This window comes from Pseudochrobactrum sp. XF203 (assembly GCF_020341615.1).
Classification (GTDB): Bacteria; Pseudomonadota; Alphaproteobacteria; order Rhizobiales; family Rhizobiaceae; genus Pseudochrobactrum; species Pseudochrobactrum saccharolyticum.
The window spans coordinates 172,895-188,577 of record NZ_CP084393.1; the positions used below are offsets into that span (position 1 = coordinate 172,895).

Sequence of the window (15,683 nt, forward strand, 5' to 3'; positions counted from 1 at the left end):
TTCAGCACGCAGCCGCTTGCGAAAAGAGCAGGCTGACAGGTGCAGACGCAAGATAATCTGAGGGCTTACTTATATATCGTAAGGCATGTCGCCGATGGTCATTTCACGGCGCAGCATGGCTGACCAGTCTTCGCCTTTGATCCAGTCGCAAAAAGCCGCAATGGTTTTCACACGCCGGTAGCCGCGCGGCACAACCAGATAAAAACCCGGAATATCTTCTTCTTTCATGGTGCTAAGAGCATCAATGCCGAGCGGTGCAATCAGCCGCCCCTGACGCAAATCATCCATAGCATCAATGGCCGAAACCAGCCCCATCCCCATACCAGCCAGTGTAGCACGGCGCATGGTGGCGGCATCCTGAAACTGCACATCGCCTTTGGCTTCAATATCTTGCAAATCCAGATGACGCAGTACTTTTTGCCATAGATTGGTGGCCAGCACCGGATGCAGCAAAGTCATGCTCAGCAGATCTTCCGGTTTCCGCACCCGATGTGCGAGCGCCGGTGCACAGCAGATAATTTTCGGGTCACGCACCAGCAATGTCTGGTCGAATTCTGTCCACTCGCCGAAGCCCCATTGCACGGAAACGTCGATATCATCGCGGGAAAAATCAGGGATTTCTACCATGGTAGTAAGCTGCAATACCACGCCGGGCATTGTGGTGCGGAATTGCTCAAGGCGATCCATCAGATAGCGGGTGGCAAAATAGGGGCTGGCATTGACATTAATACGGTTGCGGTGGCCGGTCTTGGTGACGCGACGCACACCCTCAGAAAATTCGTCAAAACCGGCCTGCACAAAATGCGCGAGCAGAATGGCCTGTTCTGTCGGGTCAACCATGCGGCCTTTACGGTCAAACAGCATGATCCCTAATGTGTCTTCCAGCAGTTTAATCTGCTGGCTGACGGCTTGCGGGCTGACAAATAATTCGTCAGCCGCCTTGCGGAAACTGCGATAGCGCATCACCGCATGAAAGACGCGTAAAGCATTGAGCGGGGGGAGGCGTGGCACCCTGTCATTCATGGTCTGTGACCATGTTTATAACGACCTGATTAATGTGCATTACCTGCCTCCGCTCGCCCTTATGCTTGCTAGGGTCTATATCATATCACAGCCTTTTCAAGGAAAGGCTTATTGGCAATCACGCGCTCATAGCCGACTTCGGAGAGGTCGAGTGTGCGGAACGCATTATAGGTGATCAGCTCGGATACAGCGCGTCCTGTTGCGGGGCCTTGTTGCAGGCCATGACCGGAGAAGCCATTGGCGTAAATGAAGTTTTCCACCTCGGGATGACGGCCGACAATCAGATTATGATCCAGCACGTTGAAGTCATAATGCCCCGCCCATTGGTTCACCACTTTGATCGCCTCAAAGGCCGGTGAGCGTTCTGCCAGAGCCGGCCAGATGATCTCTTCAAATTCTTCATAACGCGGCGTGAAATCGTCCCAATCGACCGCAGGGTCTTCTACCGGCGGACAACCGGTCAGGAAGAAACGGCCTTCAGGACGGCAGAAAACACCGCTCGGATCAATCATCAGCGGCAGGCGGCCGCCATTGACTGTGGCACTGCCTTCCGGTGTCTGAGCGCAGTCATAGACAAATAATGTTCGTTTGCGCGGTTCAATCGGCACGTCCAGCCCTGCCATGCGTGCGGTCAATGCCGCACTGACACCGGACGCATTGACGATGGTGCCCGCCGAGATGCTCTGACCGGATTTCAGTTCCACACCGGTGACACGATTGCCATCGCGCTGAATGGCTACCACCTCATCGGTGATATAATCTGCGCCGAGCTCACGGGCTTTATTCTTGAAGCCATACATCAGGCCGGTATTGTTGAACCAGCCTTCACCGGAGCGGCCATAGGAGGCCAGCAGAATATCGTCCGTATTGAGGTGCGGGAATGCGCGGCTCAGCTCCTCACGTTCCCACAGCACCACATCGGCACCGCAGGCGATCTGCACTTCGTGATTTTCGCGCAAAGTCTGCACCTGATCCGGCGTATTGGCGAGGAACAGATAACCGCCTTCGTGGAATTGCAGATCAGGCTTGTCACCGGCAACCTGCATGACTTCCGCAAAATTGCGGATAAAGTCTGTGCCGAAACGGCTGATTTCCACATTAATCGGGTTGGAAAACTGATTGCGGATCGAAGATGATGACAGCGATGTAGCGGCGCGCACATAGGTCGGGTCGCGTTCCACAACGAGGATTGAACCGTTAAAATCAGGGTTCTGTGACAGGAAATAGGCGACAGAAGAACCGATGACCGCGCCGCCGATAATTACAACATCATAATGCTGTTTCATGATTTTGCCTCATCATCAGGATGGCCGATATCGACAAACCAGCCGCCGAGATAACGGGTGGCAGGGGCATAAGGGTCAGAGCGTTTGGTGCGGCTTTCGACTGCGGCACGATAGCTTTCCGTATTATCCTGCGGCTGATAGCCGAGATGACCCGCCTTGCTGTTATTAACCGGCGAGACACGGTTATCCGACATGCCGAAGCTGACGGTAAAACTAACACGCGGCGCAGTGAGGGCGGCGGAAACGAGACGCACACAATCATCAAAGGACAACCACGACCACAGCATGCGGCGGTCTGCCGGTTCAGGGAAGGATGAGAAAATGCGCAAGGCGACTGTCTCAATGCCGAATTTATCCCAATAGAGCCGCCCTAAGTCTTCGACGAAACATTTGGACAGACCATAGAAACTGTCAGGCCGGTGCGGGGCATCTGCATCAATATGTGTTTCCAGCTCATGATAACCGATGGCATGAACGGAAGAGGCGTAGATCACACGCTTCACACCATTTTTGCGGGCGGCTTCATAAATATTATAGCTGCCCTGAATATTCGAGCGCAGAATACGCTCCCATGACACTTCCAGCGGCTCACCGCCGAAGTGCAGGATCACATCCACGCCTTCCGCCAGTTTCATGATCGCATCGGCATCATCCAGATCGCAGATGACGGCTTCTTCATTCGGCTGCAGATCATTGATCGCAACGCGGTCTGTGAGGCGTAATTTGCGCGCCAGTGGTGCCAGTCCGCGGCGCAATTCTGTGCCGAGCCTTCCGGCAGCTCCGGTGATAAGAATTGTATCAAAATCCATGATTTATGCCTTTGGTGCCGGTTTCAGACGTGCAACAGCACCGGCAATACGCTTGATAGCTTCACTCAGCACCTCATCTGAGGTTGCTGTGGAGATGCGGAAATAAGGTGACATACCGTAAGCGGCGCCCGGTACAGCTGCGACATGGCCTTCATTGAGCAGGTAATTTGTCACCGCCGTATCATCACTCAGCACAGAACCGTCCGGACACTGTTTACCAATCAGACCGGCACAATTGATAAAGGCATAAAACGCGCCTTCCGGCACACGCAGGCTCAGGCCTTCAATCGCATTAATGCCTTTGACCACCAGATCGCGGCGGCGCTGGAAAGCATCGCGGAAGGTGCGGATATGCTCCTGCGACCCTTCAAGTGCCGCTGCACCGGCGGCCTGCGCAATCGAGCAGACAGATGTGATCGACTGGCTCTGCACCGTGGCCATGGCTTTAATAAGCGGCAGGGGGCCAGCGGCATAGCCGACACGCCAGCCGGTCATCGCATAGGCTTTGGACATGCCGTTGACGATCAGACTGCGGGTTTTCAGCTGCGGACAGGCTTTGGCAAAAGAGATAAATTCCAGCCCGTCAAAGATGATGTGCTCATAAATCTCGTCGGACAAAACCAGCACATGCGGGTGGCGTTCCAGCACCGCGCCGAGCGCCTTGAGGCTGGTTTCATCATAGACTGCACCGGACGGATTGCCGGGGGAGTTGAGGAATAACCATTTGGTTTTCGGGGTAATTGCCTGATCCAATATTTCCGGTGTCAGGCGAAATCCGTCTTCTTCACGGCAATGAGCAATCACCGGTTTGCCGCCAAGCAATTTCGCCATTTCCGGATAAGACACGAAGTATGGTGTCGGCAGAATAACCTCGTCACCGTCTTCCAGTGTTGCCATCAGCGCATTGAAAATGATCTGCTTGGCACCGTTGGAAACGATGATTTCATCGGTGGTATAATCCAGCCCGTTCTCGCGGGAAAATTTGGCGACGATCGCCTTGCGCAGTGCCAATGTGCCGAGCGCTGCCGTATAGAGCGTGTCACCGGCTTTGGCCGCCTGATAGGCAGCCTCGGTAATATGCGCCGGTGTCGGGAAATCCGGTTCACCAAGCCCCAGATCAATCACATCAATGCCTTTGGTACTCAGTGCTTTGGCAGCTTGTGAAACGGCCATGGAGGCAGACGGTTTAACCGCTGCCAGCCGTGAAGAAATATAGGTCATTGTCTCTCCTCCGTGACATAACCCTGAATTTTATCCTGCTCGTGTGCCTTTGCGCAGCGCTGCGCCGGATCGCCATAGCCGCCGCCGCCCGGCAGGTTCAGCACCAGTCTTTTACCTGCAGGCACATGCTGCCAGCCTTTAGAGCGCATTGCGGTGCCGTCATCGAGCTTCACGGAACCTGCAGTCCCGTTTTGCCCGCCATTACGGCCACGCGGCGCTTGTGTAACACGGTCAAACATCGCGGAAAAATCAAATTCATGATTATCCGCCGCACCGATTTCGATGACTTGTCCGAGACCGCCGCGGAACTCGCCGTCACCGCCGGAATCCGGTCGCAATTCTTTGCGCCAGATGATCACAGGGCCGGTATGCTCAGTGGCTTCAATCGGCATAGTGTGAACACCGGACGGGAAGGCCGTTGCCGACAAGCCGTCAAGGGCAGGGCGTGCGCCCATACCGCCGGAATTGAACATCAGCACTTCGGCATTCTGTCCGCTTTGTCCTGCCACAGGGCGCACGGAAATATGAATATTCCACAGTGCACCGGCACCTTCTGCCATGATCTGACCCGGCAAAGCCTTGGCCAGTGCACCAAACACCAGATCCGGCACCATATGGCCGATGACATGGCGCAGACTAACCGGTGCAGGGCGTTGCGCATTGAGAATATTGGTCTCGGAAGACACAGTGAAGAAAGCCAGCGAGGCGGCATTGTTCGGAATTTCCGGTGCCAGCACGCATTTCAGCGCATAGGATGCATAGGCCTTGGTATAGATGACCGGAACATTGATACCCCAACGGCTCATCGGGTCGCTGCCGGTGAAATCCACATTCACCAGACCGTCTTTCATATCCACAACGGCTGTAAGACGGATCGGCTCATCATAACCGTCTGTTATCAGCTCATTTGACCACGAGCCTTCAGGGAACTGTGCCAGACGTTCACGCATGGCATTGGTGGTGCGCGAGAAGATGAATTCCGACAGGTTATCGAGCGATGTCAGGCCGATCTCGCGCATCATATCGACAAGACGGCGATGACCGACTTCGTTACAGGCGGAGAGGGAGTAGAAATCGCCGATCACCTGATTAGGCTCGCGCACATTGGCACGCAGAATGCGGATCAGGTCTTTATTGACCGCGCCGCGTTCGGCAAATTTCATGATCGGAATCTGAATGCCTTCTTCATAGACGGATTTGCCATCTGCGCCGAAACCGCGACCGCCGACATCGACTACATGGGCGGTACAGGCGAAGAACGCGACCAGTTCGCCATTGAGGAAGGACGGTGAAACCATTGTGATATCATGGAGATGGCCGGTGCCTTTCCACGGATCATTGGTGACATAGGTGTCACCCTCGAACATCTCTTCGCGCGGAATTTCATTGATAAATTCCAGTACTGCTTCGGCCATAGTATTCACATGACCCGGTGTGCCGGTCACAGCCTGTGCCAGCATCTGCCCTTGCGGATCAAAGACACCGGCAGAAAGATCGCCTGCCTCGCGCACCGAGGTGGAAAAAGCGGTGCGCAGCAAAGTCAGCGCCTGTTCTTCCACCACGGAAATCAGGCGGTTCCACATGACCTGCATGCGGATTTCATCTAATTCACTCATGCGGATTTTCCTTTTTTCACCAGCAGAATTGTGCTGTCTTGCTGGATAACCGCATCAAAAGGCGCGGTCACAATGGTGGAGGTTTCGCGCTCGGTAATGATCGCAGGGCCCGCTACACGGTCACCGGTCGTTAAAGAACCACGATCAAAAATGCCGGTCTGCAGCATCGCACCATGGCTCGGATCAAATACATCGCGCTGTAAAGCAGGGGCGATGACACGATCGCCATAGCTGACAGTACCGCTTTGGGTGAAGTTTTGTTTGACTTCCACTTTCACCGACCATGTGACGATTTCAATTTCTGCGCCTTCAATCGGACGGCCAAAGAAACGGGCGTAATTTTCAAGGAAACGCTCACGGATTGTCGTCAGTGCCTGATCGTTAAACGGTGGCTGTGGCGCGGTGACCGGAATTTCCCAACCCTGACCGGCATAGCGCATGAAGGCGGTGACTTCACGCTCCAGCGGTGCATCAGTGCCGCTGCGCACAAAGCTTTCCGCTGCGGTACTGAGGTCTGCCAGCGTGGCATTAACCGCCTCAAGATTGATACCGGATAACTTCGCCAGATGCGAAACCAGAGCTTCATAGCCGAACGGTGCTTTGAGGAAGCCGATAGCAGAACCGACACCGGCACCCTGCGGGATCAGGCATTGTTCAACGCCGAGTTTTTCGCAGAGACGTGCGGCATGCAAAGGTGCGGCACCGCCAAAGGCGATCATAATATTATCGGAGATGTTTTTGCCGTTTTCCACCGCATGAACGCGGGCGGCATTGGCCATATTCTCATCGACCACTTCGCAAATGCCGAAAGCAGCGGAGAGCGGTTTCAGATTGAGTTTGGAGCCGACATCCTTGTCGATGGCCGTTTCGGCATTCTGCACGGATAATTTAATCGCGCCGCCGGCGAAATTATCAGCATCGAGTTTGCCGAGCATCAGATCGGCATCGGTAATCGCAGGGCGGGTACCGCCGCGCTGATAGCAGGCAGGACCTGGTTCAGAGGCAGCACTTTCAGGGCCGGTCTGGATGCGACCCATTGAGTCCACCCAAGCGATGGACCCGCCACCTGCACCGATTTCGATCATCTCGATCACCGGAATGGAGATCGGCATGCCGGAACCTTTGCAGAAGCGATAGGTGCGGGCGACTTCAAAAGTACGCGCGGTTTTCGGGACGAAATTTTCGATCAGGCAAATCTTGGCTGTGGTGCCGCCCATATCGTAGGAAACAACATTCTCAATGCCAAAACGACGGGCAATATCAGCAGCGAAAATCGCACCGCCCGCAGGGCCGGACTCGACCAGACGCACCGGAAATTCAGATGCTGTATCAACGGAAATCAGACTACCGCCGGAATGGATCATGAAAACAGGGCAGGTTGCGCCCATTTCTTTGAGCCGTACCTGCAAACGCGCCAGATAATCGGCCATTTGCGGGCGCACATAGGCATTGGCGCAAACTGTGTTGAAGCGTTCAAATTCGCGCATTTGCGGCGAGACTTCCGCCGAGATGGAAATCGGCACGGAAAGCTTGCGCTGCAAAATCGCACGGGCACGGCGTTCGTGCTCCGAATTCATGTAGGAGTGGATAAAGCCGATGGCGACTGCGCCGAAACCACCTTCTGAGATCGCATCGGCGATTTCTTCCAGCTTTGCCTCATCCAGCGGCTGCAATTCCTGACCCTGCGCATTCATGCGGCCTTTGACTGTAAAGCGATGTTCACGCGCGACCAGAGGGGAAGGCAGTTTCAGATTGAGATCATATTGCTCGAAACGGTTTTCACTGCGCATTTCGATCACATCGCGATAGCCTTCGGTGGTCACAAAAGCTGTCTTGGCACCGCGCCGTTCAATCAGCGCATTGGTAGCCAGTGTGGTGCCATGAATAACAATATCGAGCTCGGCAGGGCTGATGCCTGCCTGTTCCGTGACAATGCGGATACCGTCGAGAATTGCCTGTTCCGGCGCAGTATAATTGGTCAGAACCTTGGTGGAGTAGAGCGTTCCGCGCATATCCAGTGCGATATCGGTGAATGTGCCGCCGATATCTGCACCAAGCCGGATGTCGTTTCGGGATGTCATGCCATTTCCTTCGCTGCCAATGCGGCGGCGCGCATCTGGCTTAATGTCTGGCGGGGTGTGAGGGCTTCCGGTGAAATATTCAGTTCCAGAACCGCGCCGGATTTAGACGCCGCAGCACGTTCAAAAGCGGCGGCAAAATCTGCCGTGGTTTCCACTCGCTCCGCATGGAAACGGTAGGATTTTGCCAATGTCACAAAGTCCGGATTTTCCATTGTGGTGCCGGAGACGCGTGCCGGATAATGCTTTTCCTGATGGGCGCGGATCGTGCCGTAAATCCCGTTATTGAGAATGAGTATAATCGGCTGCGCACCGGCCTGCATGGCGGAGCCGAGTTCCTGACAATTCATCTGGAAATCGCCGTCACCGGCAAAGCAGATCACCATGCGCTCAGGCTCTGCAACTTTGGCGGCAATCGCTGCGGGTACGCCATAGCCCATGGCGCCGGATTGCGGGGCGAGCAGCCGTGCTTTGGTGCCGAATTTTGCAAACTTATTCGGCCAGACCGTGAAATTGCCTGCGCCATTGGTCAGGATCACATCTTCCGGCAGACGGTCGCGCAAGTAAGCCATGACTGCAACCATATCCACCGGTGACGGCTGGGCAGGGGCATCAAAACTGGCAAGATAGGCTTCACGGGCGGCTTTGCGCCAGTCTCCCCATGCGCCGCTGACCGGCTGGAGGCTTTGTGCAAAACTGTTCGGGCAGGCGTGAATGCCTAAATCCGGCACATAGATTTTGCCGATTTCCGCATCGGACGGATGGACATGGATCAGCTTTTGCTGCGGCACCGGTACATTGAGCAATGTATAGCCGTCAGTGGTCATCTCACCAAAGCGGACATTGATTGCCAGAATAAGATCGGCATCACGGATCAGCGCTTTGACATGGGGCAGCATGCCGACACCGGCTTCACCCGCGAAGGCTGGAGAGAAATTGTCGAACTGATCCTGATAGCGGAAGGCTGCAACCACCGGAATATCAGACTGCTCGGCGAAATTTTGTAATGCTGCGCGACCAGATTCAGACCAGTTGGTGCCGCCCATTAAAATGACCGGTTTTTTCGCGGCTTTCAGTAGGTGCTGCGCGGTCGCCATTGTTTCTGCCTGCGGGGCAGGGGAGGCGATTTTAGCCGGTGCGGTCAGAGGCGCTTTGTCTGTCAGACTGGTCAGCATATCTTCCGGCAGTGCAATCACTACAGGTCCCGGACGGCCAGTTGTGGCCACTGTCCATGCGCGTGCCAGAATTTCCGGAATACGCTCGACCTGATCGATCTGTACCGCCCATTTGGCAACTGTGCCGAACATGGCGCGGTAGTCGATTTCCTGAAAAGCTTCACGGCCGGTCATATCGGTGCCGACCTGACCAATAAACAGCAGCATCGGCGCGCTGTCCTGCATGGCCGTGTGCACGCCAATGGAGGCATTTGTGGCACCGGGGCCACGGGTGACAAAGCAAAGGCCGGGGGTGTTGGTTAGTTTGCCGTAAGCGGCAGCCATAAATGCGGCGCCGCCTTCATTGCGGCACAGGATATAATCCAGCTTGCCTTTGGTGTCGTGAAGTGCGTCCAGCACTGCCAGATAACTTTCTCCCGGAACACCGAAGCTCTTACGCGCACCAAGCGCGATCAGGCTTTCTACAAGGAGTTGTCCCCCGTTGCGCATTATGCCTTTACCTCCCGACATATAAACTCGCAAAAGCCGGAAATACGCATGACCGGCGGAGATTATAAATGCATGTCATGTCACGATCAAAAATCAAGAAAACACGTTAATCGACAAGATTTACTTGTCTGAATGGCTGCGCAAAATATTTTGTGTCATTTGTCTGACATTCAGGCACTTTATGAGCCGGTTGATTTGTATCGGATCAAATCTCTGGCAGAAACAAAGCGTTGCGGATGAGGGGCATAATGCGCTCAGGAAATGAAAGCGGATCACTGACAAAACCGGCACAGGGTTCCTGTGCTGAAGTTTTCCGCGTGTTTCTTAAACTCGGGCTGACATCGTTTGGCGGGCCGGTTGCACATCTGGGCTATTATCGAGACGAGCTTGTCGTGCGCCGTAAATGGATGGATGAAGCCGGTTATGCCGATCTGGTTGCCTTATGCCAGTTTTTGCCCGGCCCTGCGTCCAGTCAGGTCGCTTTTGCGCTTGGTCTTTTACGCGGTAATGGTCTTGCCGGTGGTCTGGCGGCTTCACTGGCCTTCACACTGCCATCAGCACTCCTTCTTGCGGCTTTTGCACTGGGCGCAGCATCATTCACAGGTGTGTATGCGGAAGGTCTGCTGCATGGTCTGAAATTGGTTGCCGTGGCAATTGTTGCACAGGCGGTCTGGGGTATGGCGCGCAGTCTGACACCGGATAAGCCCCGCGTTTTCATTGCGCTTTCAGCAATGGCGCTTGTGGTTTTTGTGGCGGGAGCAATCGGGCAGATCGCGGCTATTACCGGCGGTGCCATGCTTGGCCTGTGGCTTTGCCGTGGCAATGGTACGGCTGTGACCGGCAATCTGAAATTTCCTGTATCGCGCAGAGGCGGCTTTATAGCTTTAAGCCTGTTTGCGGTTTTATTTGCATTTTTGCCGGTGCTGACCGCTGTTACAGGATATCAGCCTGTTGCTGTGTTCGATGCTTTTTACCGTGCCGGTTCGCTAGTTTTTGGTGGCGGGCATGTGGTTTTGCCGCTGTTGCAGGCAGAAGTTGTGACACCGCAATGGGTGAGCAAAGAGGCTTTTCTGGCAGGTTATGGGCTGGCGCAGGCTGTACCGGGGCCGTTATTCACATTCGCAGCCTATCTCGGTGCGGTGATGCAACCGGAGCCAAACGGCATTAGCGGTGCTTCTATTGCTCTGATCGCGATATTTTTGCCGGGCTTGCTGCTTGTTTATGGTATGCTTCCGTTCTGGGACAGGCTGCGTTTGCGCCCGACAGCACAGGCGGCAATGCGTGGTGCCAATGCAGCGGTTGTCGGCATACTCGGTGCGGCACTGTATAATCCGGTATGGACAGGGGCGGTTTTTACCAATCAGGATTTTGCGCTGGCACTGACAGGGTTTTTATTGCTCACAGTCTGGAAAGTGCAGCCCTGGATTGTTGTCGTTTTGATGGCCTTTGCAGGAATGATGATGCCGCTTTTGCCGTTGTAATTGAGGTAGCAGATGGCTCGTTAAAGCTTTGAATAATCCTGACAGGTTCTTTGCAGCGCTATACTAGCTGGAGTTAAACCGGATGTGTGGCTTTCTTTGTCGGGTATGATCGGAATTTAGTGTGAAATTAGAGATACGTCTGGCTGCGAAAGCTGAGAAATCAATCATAAGCGCTTTTATGGCGGAATATTTCGCTGAAATGCGCGCTTACGAAGAGACAGACGATGATTATCCGTATTTTGATTTATACTGGTCAGAAGCAAACAGATGGCCATATCTGATATCTTTTGAGGGAAAAGATATTGGTTTTGCCTTTATCAATAACTGGTCACCTTCCGGTAAAGGCACGGACTATTCATTTGCGGAATTTTTCATTCTGAAAGCTTATCGCAAGCAGGGACTGGCACGCTATGCAGCTGCTGAGATTTTGCAAATGCATAGCGGGTTTTGGGAACTGCGCATCGCGCCAAAAAACACAACTGCGTTCCATTTCTGGCAGGCTGTGATCAGATCAGCTCAAGCTGAAAATGTAGAAAAGCTTGAAACTGAAGAGGATCTGATTTTCCGCTTCCGGCCATTATCGCGGCAGCTTTTACGCTGATTTTTGTTCTGCTTCGTAGTTTCGGGAACTCTCAATACCTATATGCGTTCACACTATAACTGACGGGAGTTTGTTATGAGCGTGAAAAAGCTATTGATGGCCGCTATCGGCCTGTTTGCCGGATATAAATTATACAAAGCCGCTAATCCTAAAATTCCTTATAATGTGGTGCCGGTTACCGGTTTCGAACTCAATCGCTATCTGGGGAAGTGGTATGAAGTCGCTCGTGTAGAAAACCGATTTGAAAAAGGTCTGATTAAAACCACTGCTGAATATACACTCAATGGTGACGGCACCGTAAATGTGCTGAACAGCGGTGTCGATGAAATCTCCGGTCGGCATAAGCGTGCATCGGGGACGGCTGTTTTTGTACGCGGCCAATCTGAGGGCGCATTGAAGGTATCGTTTTTCGGCCCGTTTTATGGCGGCTATAATATAGTTGCTTTGGATGAGGATTATCGCTGGGCAATTATTGTCGGATCAAGCCCGAAGTATTTTTGGGTTCTCTCCCGCACAGTTGAAATACCAGAGGAGTTAAAAGACAGAGCGATTAAGGTTGCATCTGGGGTTGGTGTTGATCCTGATAATATTAATTGGGTACAACAATTTTAAAAATAAAAGCTGTCTTGATCTTTTTTAAGACACAATCACTGTCTATATACACAGCATAGACATTGCTAAGCAGCGCGTTTCTCACAGCGCTCGCAAATGTCTTCATCAATTTAAGCTTTTGACCACGGATGTACTGGCACTGGCAATTAATTGATGAGTAGGAAGGTCGGTGCATTTTTGCCCCGGCCTTTTTTATTGTCTGCAGTTGAAATTTTACAACTCTGCATTGTGAAATGCACGAGAAACTATATCATCAGATCGGGATGTTGTTTCTTTTATATTTATGATGATAGAGTATATATAATTATGATATTGAATATAAATGATAATTTAATATCAGTTATTATGTTTTGTAAAAAAATATTGCCTATATCTTTAATTAATTATCATTACCTGTTGCTATTTTACTATATGAATAATTGTCTTCTATAATGTAAAAATAATTATCAATAAATAAAGGGGACAATCATGAAGAGTATTATTCTGGCCTCCGTGCTGGCATTAACAGCAGGCTCAGCCTTCGCTGCTGATGCTGTTGTATATAATGATCCGGCACCTGCAGTTGTCGACACCTTCTCCTGGACAGGTGGTTATATCGGTGTGAATGCCGGTTATGCAGGCGGAAAATTCAAAACTGATTTCAACGAATTGCTTGGCGACGTTTCACTCAGAGGTAATGCCAGTGGTTTTATCGGCGGTGTTCAGGCCGGTTATAACTGGCAGTTTGACCAGACAGTTGTTGGTATTGAAACTGATATTCAAGGTTCGGGCGTGAAATCCGATTTTGATGTCAGTGTTCCGGGCGGTACATTGGTGAATCTCGGAACCAAGGTTAGCTGGTTTGGTACAACACGTGTCCGTCTTGGTTACACCCCGGTCGATCGTTTTCTGGTCTATGCAACCGGTGGTGTTGCCTATGGTAAAGTTAAAACCTATGCGAACAACTATTTAGATGGCTCATCCCAGTCTGACACCAAAGTTGGCTATACGGTTGGTGCCGGTGCAGAATATGCTATTACAAATAACGTAACGCTGAAGACCGAATATCTCTATACCGATCTTGGTAAGCTCAAACTGGATTATGTTGATCTCGACAGAAGCTGGCGTATTGGTGAAGCCAAATCGCAGTTTCATACAGTTCGGGTTGGCTTGAACTATAAATTCTGAGCTTTTGGCTTGGTTTTTACTAACCCCGCTTTGGCGGGGTTTTTTATTGTCTGCTTGGCTTTGGCAGGCTGAGCCTTTGCGGCTTTTAACTTTTCCGCTTCTTCAGCGGCTTTTTTTGCTTCCAGAAATTTGTCTGCACATTTGTTTTTAGTCATTGCTGCATTGAGCTTCGCCTGACCTGTTTCATCAATGAGGGGCTTGGCGGTTTCGATGTTTCGGCACCACTCCAAATCCCTTACCTGCTGCGACACGCAGCCAGCGAGTCCGAGAAGAGGAAGTGTAAAGGTCAAAGTACGGATAAGTGAAAGTCTGGTTCGTGCGCTCTCGGTCGTTTGATCCATGTTTCGCCCCTCAGTTATGTGCAGGAATTGAACAGCGGCTTGCATAGTAAATCAAGAGAAATTCACTTGATGAGCGATGACACAATCAAAACGGCATTTGTACCAATGCTGATTAACGGCCATTTCTCATAACGAACTGTTTGCAGGTTGCTGTGAAATCTTCCAGCAGTTTAACCTGATACCCGACCACCAGTACTTCACCTTTCCTGCGGGTAACAAATTCATCTTGCATGACAATTTTTTGGACGCGTTTTATTTCAGTGTATTTTATGCGGCATGTAGAGCCCGGCGTTGCCCTTTGTGTGAAAAATGTTCCGTTACTGAGTTGAATGCGCGGTGTAGAAAATTGAGCGCCCTTTTCTGCTTGACGGGATTGCGGATCTCTTTCTCTTTCGGAGGGGGAGGGTTAATCTGCTGACGGTACAGGGCAGGTGAGATCGCCTTCTTCGCAGTTGAGATAATCTGATAATTGTTTGTTACGTGCAGTTGTTAATTGGGTTCTGCATGTTGCAACCATCATTGGATGAATGCTTCCGCCGGATGTTGTCGATGTTGCGAAGTTACATTCTGCGTCTCTGAACTTCATCCAAAGGCGCTGTGAACTTACCAATAATTTCTTGGTTTCCTCATCATCGGCCAAACGTTTTTCTATCTTTTTGTAGTTTTCGTTAAGTTGCTTATCAACCTTGGCCAATGCGTCACTGGCGCATTTGGTCATTGTTGACTGGTCTTCAGCTTTGTCGCAGTCAGTAGATGCATAAGCTGGCAGCGATATAAATATTGATCCGAGAGTAACCAAAGTAACTAACTTCATTTCCACCTCCCTATATTATCTGATGATTGAAGCGTGACTTTCATTTCAAAGCAAGAGGCATTTACAGAAGAGGTTTAGGAATGAAGAATAATCAGTAAAGAAATGCCGGTCTCATATATGTGAACTTCAGGTGGTAGTGAAATCTGTGTTGTTTCTTAAGCCTTCTAGAAAAGCATCACTATCCGCCGTATTTCATGTACTTGCCCACATCCCAGACATTCAAAATCAGAGCAATAAAATCTGTCCCAGGCGTGTGAAGTAAGGGGGGATTTATCTGTTCACCAAAGCGTGATCAGATAAAAATGAGCTGTTTAATCAGAATTATTCTGCTAGTGCTCTGCACCATAGATTGCAGCATAGAAAGCTTCAAAAAATGGATTGGGTTCCTATCGTCTTCGGTATCTTCAAGCTTGGTGTATTAGGCGTTTGCATGTTCTTCGCTATCAAGTGGCATTATGATAAAGATAAGGAAGAGGCGCAGAGAAAAAGAGAAGAAGCGCAGATGAGCGGCGAAGCAAGCGGGCTGTAAGAGCCCGCCTATTGCATACCGCATGCTAGATCATGCGAGTAAAAAGCGTGTACGAAGCAGGCGGGATGAGTGCTATATGTCAGGGGTATTGTTCGTTAACTTCAAGACAAGCATATCCTGTTGAGAAGCAATTTGTGATAGCTCTGGTTTGCCCTTAATAACTTTATCATGAACTTCAGATGCTAGCCCCCTCACAATAATTTTTATGCAATCAGGGTGGTGCTCCAGCACAGTTGGGAGCACCATAATTATATTCGTAGCAGCATCGCCTCGATCTCTGAATGTTGTTACTGATCTGACAGATATGTCCGCTCTCAACCTATCTGCAACCGATAAATTCTCTGGTGAATCAACGATCCAAAGATCACAATATTGGTCTTCCTGTCTAAGATTGAAGTGCTGTTCTGTAGAAAGAATGATGGTGTTTTCCATAACGCTATC

The 15,683-nt window shown here is 51.3% G+C and carries 15 protein-coding genes; 5 read left to right on the forward strand and 10 right to left on the reverse strand.

The features are described from left to right. Positions 1-69: 69 nt before the first annotated feature. From LDL70_RS16630 to LDL70_RS16660, 7 genes are all read right to left on the reverse strand, one after another. Positions 70-1,011, reverse strand: a complete 942-nt coding sequence (locus tag LDL70_RS16630) for a LysR substrate-binding domain-containing protein (protein WP_225689119.1) — start codon at positions 1,009-1,011, stop codon at positions 70-72. 92 nt (positions 1,012-1,103) lie between these two features. Then, the gene (locus tag LDL70_RS16635; RefSeq protein ID WP_225689121.1) at positions 1,104-2,309 is read right to left on the reverse strand and encodes an FAD-binding oxidoreductase; all 1,206 of its coding nucleotides are present in this window, start codon (positions 2,307-2,309) and stop codon (positions 1,104-1,106) included. Continuing rightward, entirely contained in the window at positions 2,306-3,118 is an 813-nt protein-coding gene (locus LDL70_RS16640) for an NAD(P)-dependent oxidoreductase (RefSeq protein WP_225689123.1), read from the reverse strand. The genes LDL70_RS16635 and LDL70_RS16640 overlap by 4 nt, the downstream gene beginning before the upstream one ends. Positions 3,119-3,121: 3 nt before the next feature. Further along, positions 3,122-4,339: a pyridoxal phosphate-dependent aminotransferase gene (locus LDL70_RS16645; RefSeq protein ID WP_225689125.1), complete on the reverse strand. Its 1,218-nt coding sequence runs from the start codon at positions 4,337-4,339 to the stop codon at positions 3,122-3,124. Then, positions 4,336-5,955 (reverse strand): hydantoinase B/oxoprolinase family protein, encoded by a 1,620-nt coding sequence (locus LDL70_RS16650; RefSeq protein WP_225689127.1) that lies wholly within the window; start codon positions 5,953-5,955, stop codon positions 4,336-4,338. The genes LDL70_RS16645 and LDL70_RS16650 overlap by 4 nt, the downstream gene beginning before the upstream one ends. Then, on the reverse strand, positions 5,952-8,036 hold the full coding sequence (locus LDL70_RS16655; RefSeq protein ID WP_225689129.1) for a hydantoinase/oxoprolinase family protein: 2,085 nt from the start codon (positions 8,034-8,036) through the stop codon (positions 5,952-5,954). Before LDL70_RS16655 ends, LDL70_RS16650 begins: the two co-directional genes overlap by 4 nt. Further along, positions 8,033-9,697 carry a thiamine pyrophosphate-dependent enzyme gene (locus tag LDL70_RS16660; RefSeq protein WP_370637860.1) on the reverse strand — a complete coding sequence of 555 codons (1,665 nt, stop codon included), beginning with the start codon at positions 9,695-9,697 and terminating at the stop codon, positions 8,033-8,035. Before LDL70_RS16660 ends, LDL70_RS16655 begins: the two co-directional genes overlap by 4 nt. A gap of 248 nt (positions 9,698-9,945) precedes the next feature. On the opposite strand from LDL70_RS16660, the gene chrA reads away from it, so the two are divergent. The 4 genes from chrA to LDL70_RS16680 all read left to right on the forward strand — a co-directional run bounded on the left by chrA (position 9,946) and on the right by LDL70_RS16680 (position 13,558). Then, positions 9,946-11,178 (forward strand): chromate efflux transporter, encoded by a 1,233-nt coding sequence (gene chrA / locus LDL70_RS16665; RefSeq protein ID WP_225689131.1) that lies wholly within the window; start codon positions 9,946-9,948, stop codon positions 11,176-11,178. Between the two features lie 121 nt (positions 11,179-11,299). Continuing rightward, a complete protein-coding gene (locus LDL70_RS16670; protein WP_225689133.1) occupies positions 11,300-11,779 on the forward strand; it encodes a GNAT family N-acetyltransferase in 480 nt (159 codons plus the stop codon). A gap of 75 nt (positions 11,780-11,854) precedes the next feature. Next, on the forward strand, positions 11,855-12,391 hold the full coding sequence (locus LDL70_RS16675; protein ID WP_225689135.1) for a lipocalin family protein: 537 nt from the start codon (positions 11,855-11,857) through the stop codon (positions 12,389-12,391). Positions 12,392-12,859: 468 nt separating this feature from the next. Next, positions 12,860-13,558 (forward strand): outer membrane protein, encoded by a 699-nt coding sequence (locus LDL70_RS16680; RefSeq protein WP_225689136.1) that lies wholly within the window; start codon positions 12,860-12,862, stop codon positions 13,556-13,558. Here LDL70_RS16680 and LDL70_RS16685 read toward each other — a convergent pair. Together LDL70_RS16685 and LDL70_RS16690 are read right to left on the reverse strand one after the other, a co-directional pair. Beyond that, positions 13,546-13,899: a hypothetical protein gene (locus tag LDL70_RS16685; RefSeq protein ID WP_225689138.1), complete on the reverse strand. Its 354-nt coding sequence runs from the start codon at positions 13,897-13,899 to the stop codon at positions 13,546-13,548. The genes LDL70_RS16680 and LDL70_RS16685 overlap by 13 nt on opposite strands. Positions 13,900-14,305: 406 nt before the next feature. Beyond that, positions 14,306-14,713 (reverse strand): lysozyme inhibitor LprI family protein, encoded by a 408-nt coding sequence (locus LDL70_RS16690; RefSeq protein ID WP_225689140.1) that lies wholly within the window; start codon positions 14,711-14,713, stop codon positions 14,306-14,308. 373 nt (positions 14,714-15,086) lie between these two features. Between LDL70_RS16690 and LDL70_RS16695 the strand changes: the two genes are divergently transcribed. Then, on the forward strand, positions 15,087-15,242 hold the full coding sequence (locus LDL70_RS16695) for a hypothetical protein (RefSeq protein ID WP_022709160.1): 156 nt from the start codon (positions 15,087-15,089) through the stop codon (positions 15,240-15,242). 72 nt (positions 15,243-15,314) lie between these two features. Here LDL70_RS16695 and LDL70_RS16700 read toward each other — a convergent pair whose 3' ends face one another. After that, a complete protein-coding gene (locus LDL70_RS16700) occupies positions 15,315-15,674 on the reverse strand; it encodes a hypothetical protein (protein WP_151159428.1) in 360 nt (119 codons plus the stop codon). Positions 15,675-15,683 lie beyond the last annotated feature (9 nt).

What these genes read in the sequence shown, in the direction of transcription:
- LDL70_RS16635 (WP_225689121.1), bottom strand. Translation starts at nt 2,309, where the DNA reads ATGAAACAGCATTATGATGTTGTAATTATCGGCGGCGCGGTCATCGGT.
- LDL70_RS16640 (WP_225689123.1), bottom strand. Translation starts at nt 3,118, where the DNA reads ATGGATTTTGATACAATTCTTATCACCGGAGCTGCCGGAAGGCTCGGC.
- LDL70_RS16645 (WP_225689125.1), bottom strand. Translation starts at nt 4,339, where the DNA reads ATGACCTATATTTCTTCACGGCTGGCAGCGGTTAAACCGTCTGCCTCC.
- LDL70_RS16650 (WP_225689127.1), bottom strand. Translation starts at nt 5,955, where the DNA reads ATGAGTGAATTAGATGAAATCCGCATGCAGGTCATGTGGAACCGCCTG.
- LDL70_RS16655 (WP_225689129.1), bottom strand. Translation starts at nt 8,036, where the DNA reads ATGACATCCCGAAACGACATCCGGCTTGGTGCAGATATCGGCGGCACA.
- LDL70_RS16660 (WP_370637860.1), bottom strand. Translation starts at nt 9,697, where the DNA reads ATGCGCAACGGGGGACAACTCCTTGTAGAAAGCCTGATCGCGCTTGGT.
- chrA (WP_225689131.1), top strand. Translation starts at nt 9,946, where the DNA reads ATGCGCTCAGGAAATGAAAGCGGATCACTGACAAAACCGGCACAGGGT.
- LDL70_RS16675 (WP_225689135.1), top strand. Translation starts at nt 11,855, where the DNA reads ATGAGCGTGAAAAAGCTATTGATGGCCGCTATCGGCCTGTTTGCCGGA.
- LDL70_RS16680 (WP_225689136.1), top strand. Translation starts at nt 12,860, where the DNA reads ATGAAGAGTATTATTCTGGCCTCCGTGCTGGCATTAACAGCAGGCTCA.
- LDL70_RS16685 (WP_225689138.1), bottom strand. Translation starts at nt 13,899, where the DNA reads ATGGATCAAACGACCGAGAGCGCACGAACCAGACTTTCACTTATCCGT.
- LDL70_RS16690 (WP_225689140.1), bottom strand. Translation starts at nt 14,713, where the DNA reads ATGAAGTTAGTTACTTTGGTTACTCTCGGATCAATATTTATATCGCTG.
- LDL70_RS16695 (WP_022709160.1), top strand. Translation starts at nt 15,087, where the DNA reads ATGGATTGGGTTCCTATCGTCTTCGGTATCTTCAAGCTTGGTGTATTA.
- LDL70_RS16700 (WP_151159428.1), bottom strand. Translation starts at nt 15,674, where the DNA reads ATGGAAAACACCATCATTCTTTCTACAGAACAGCACTTCAATCTTAGA.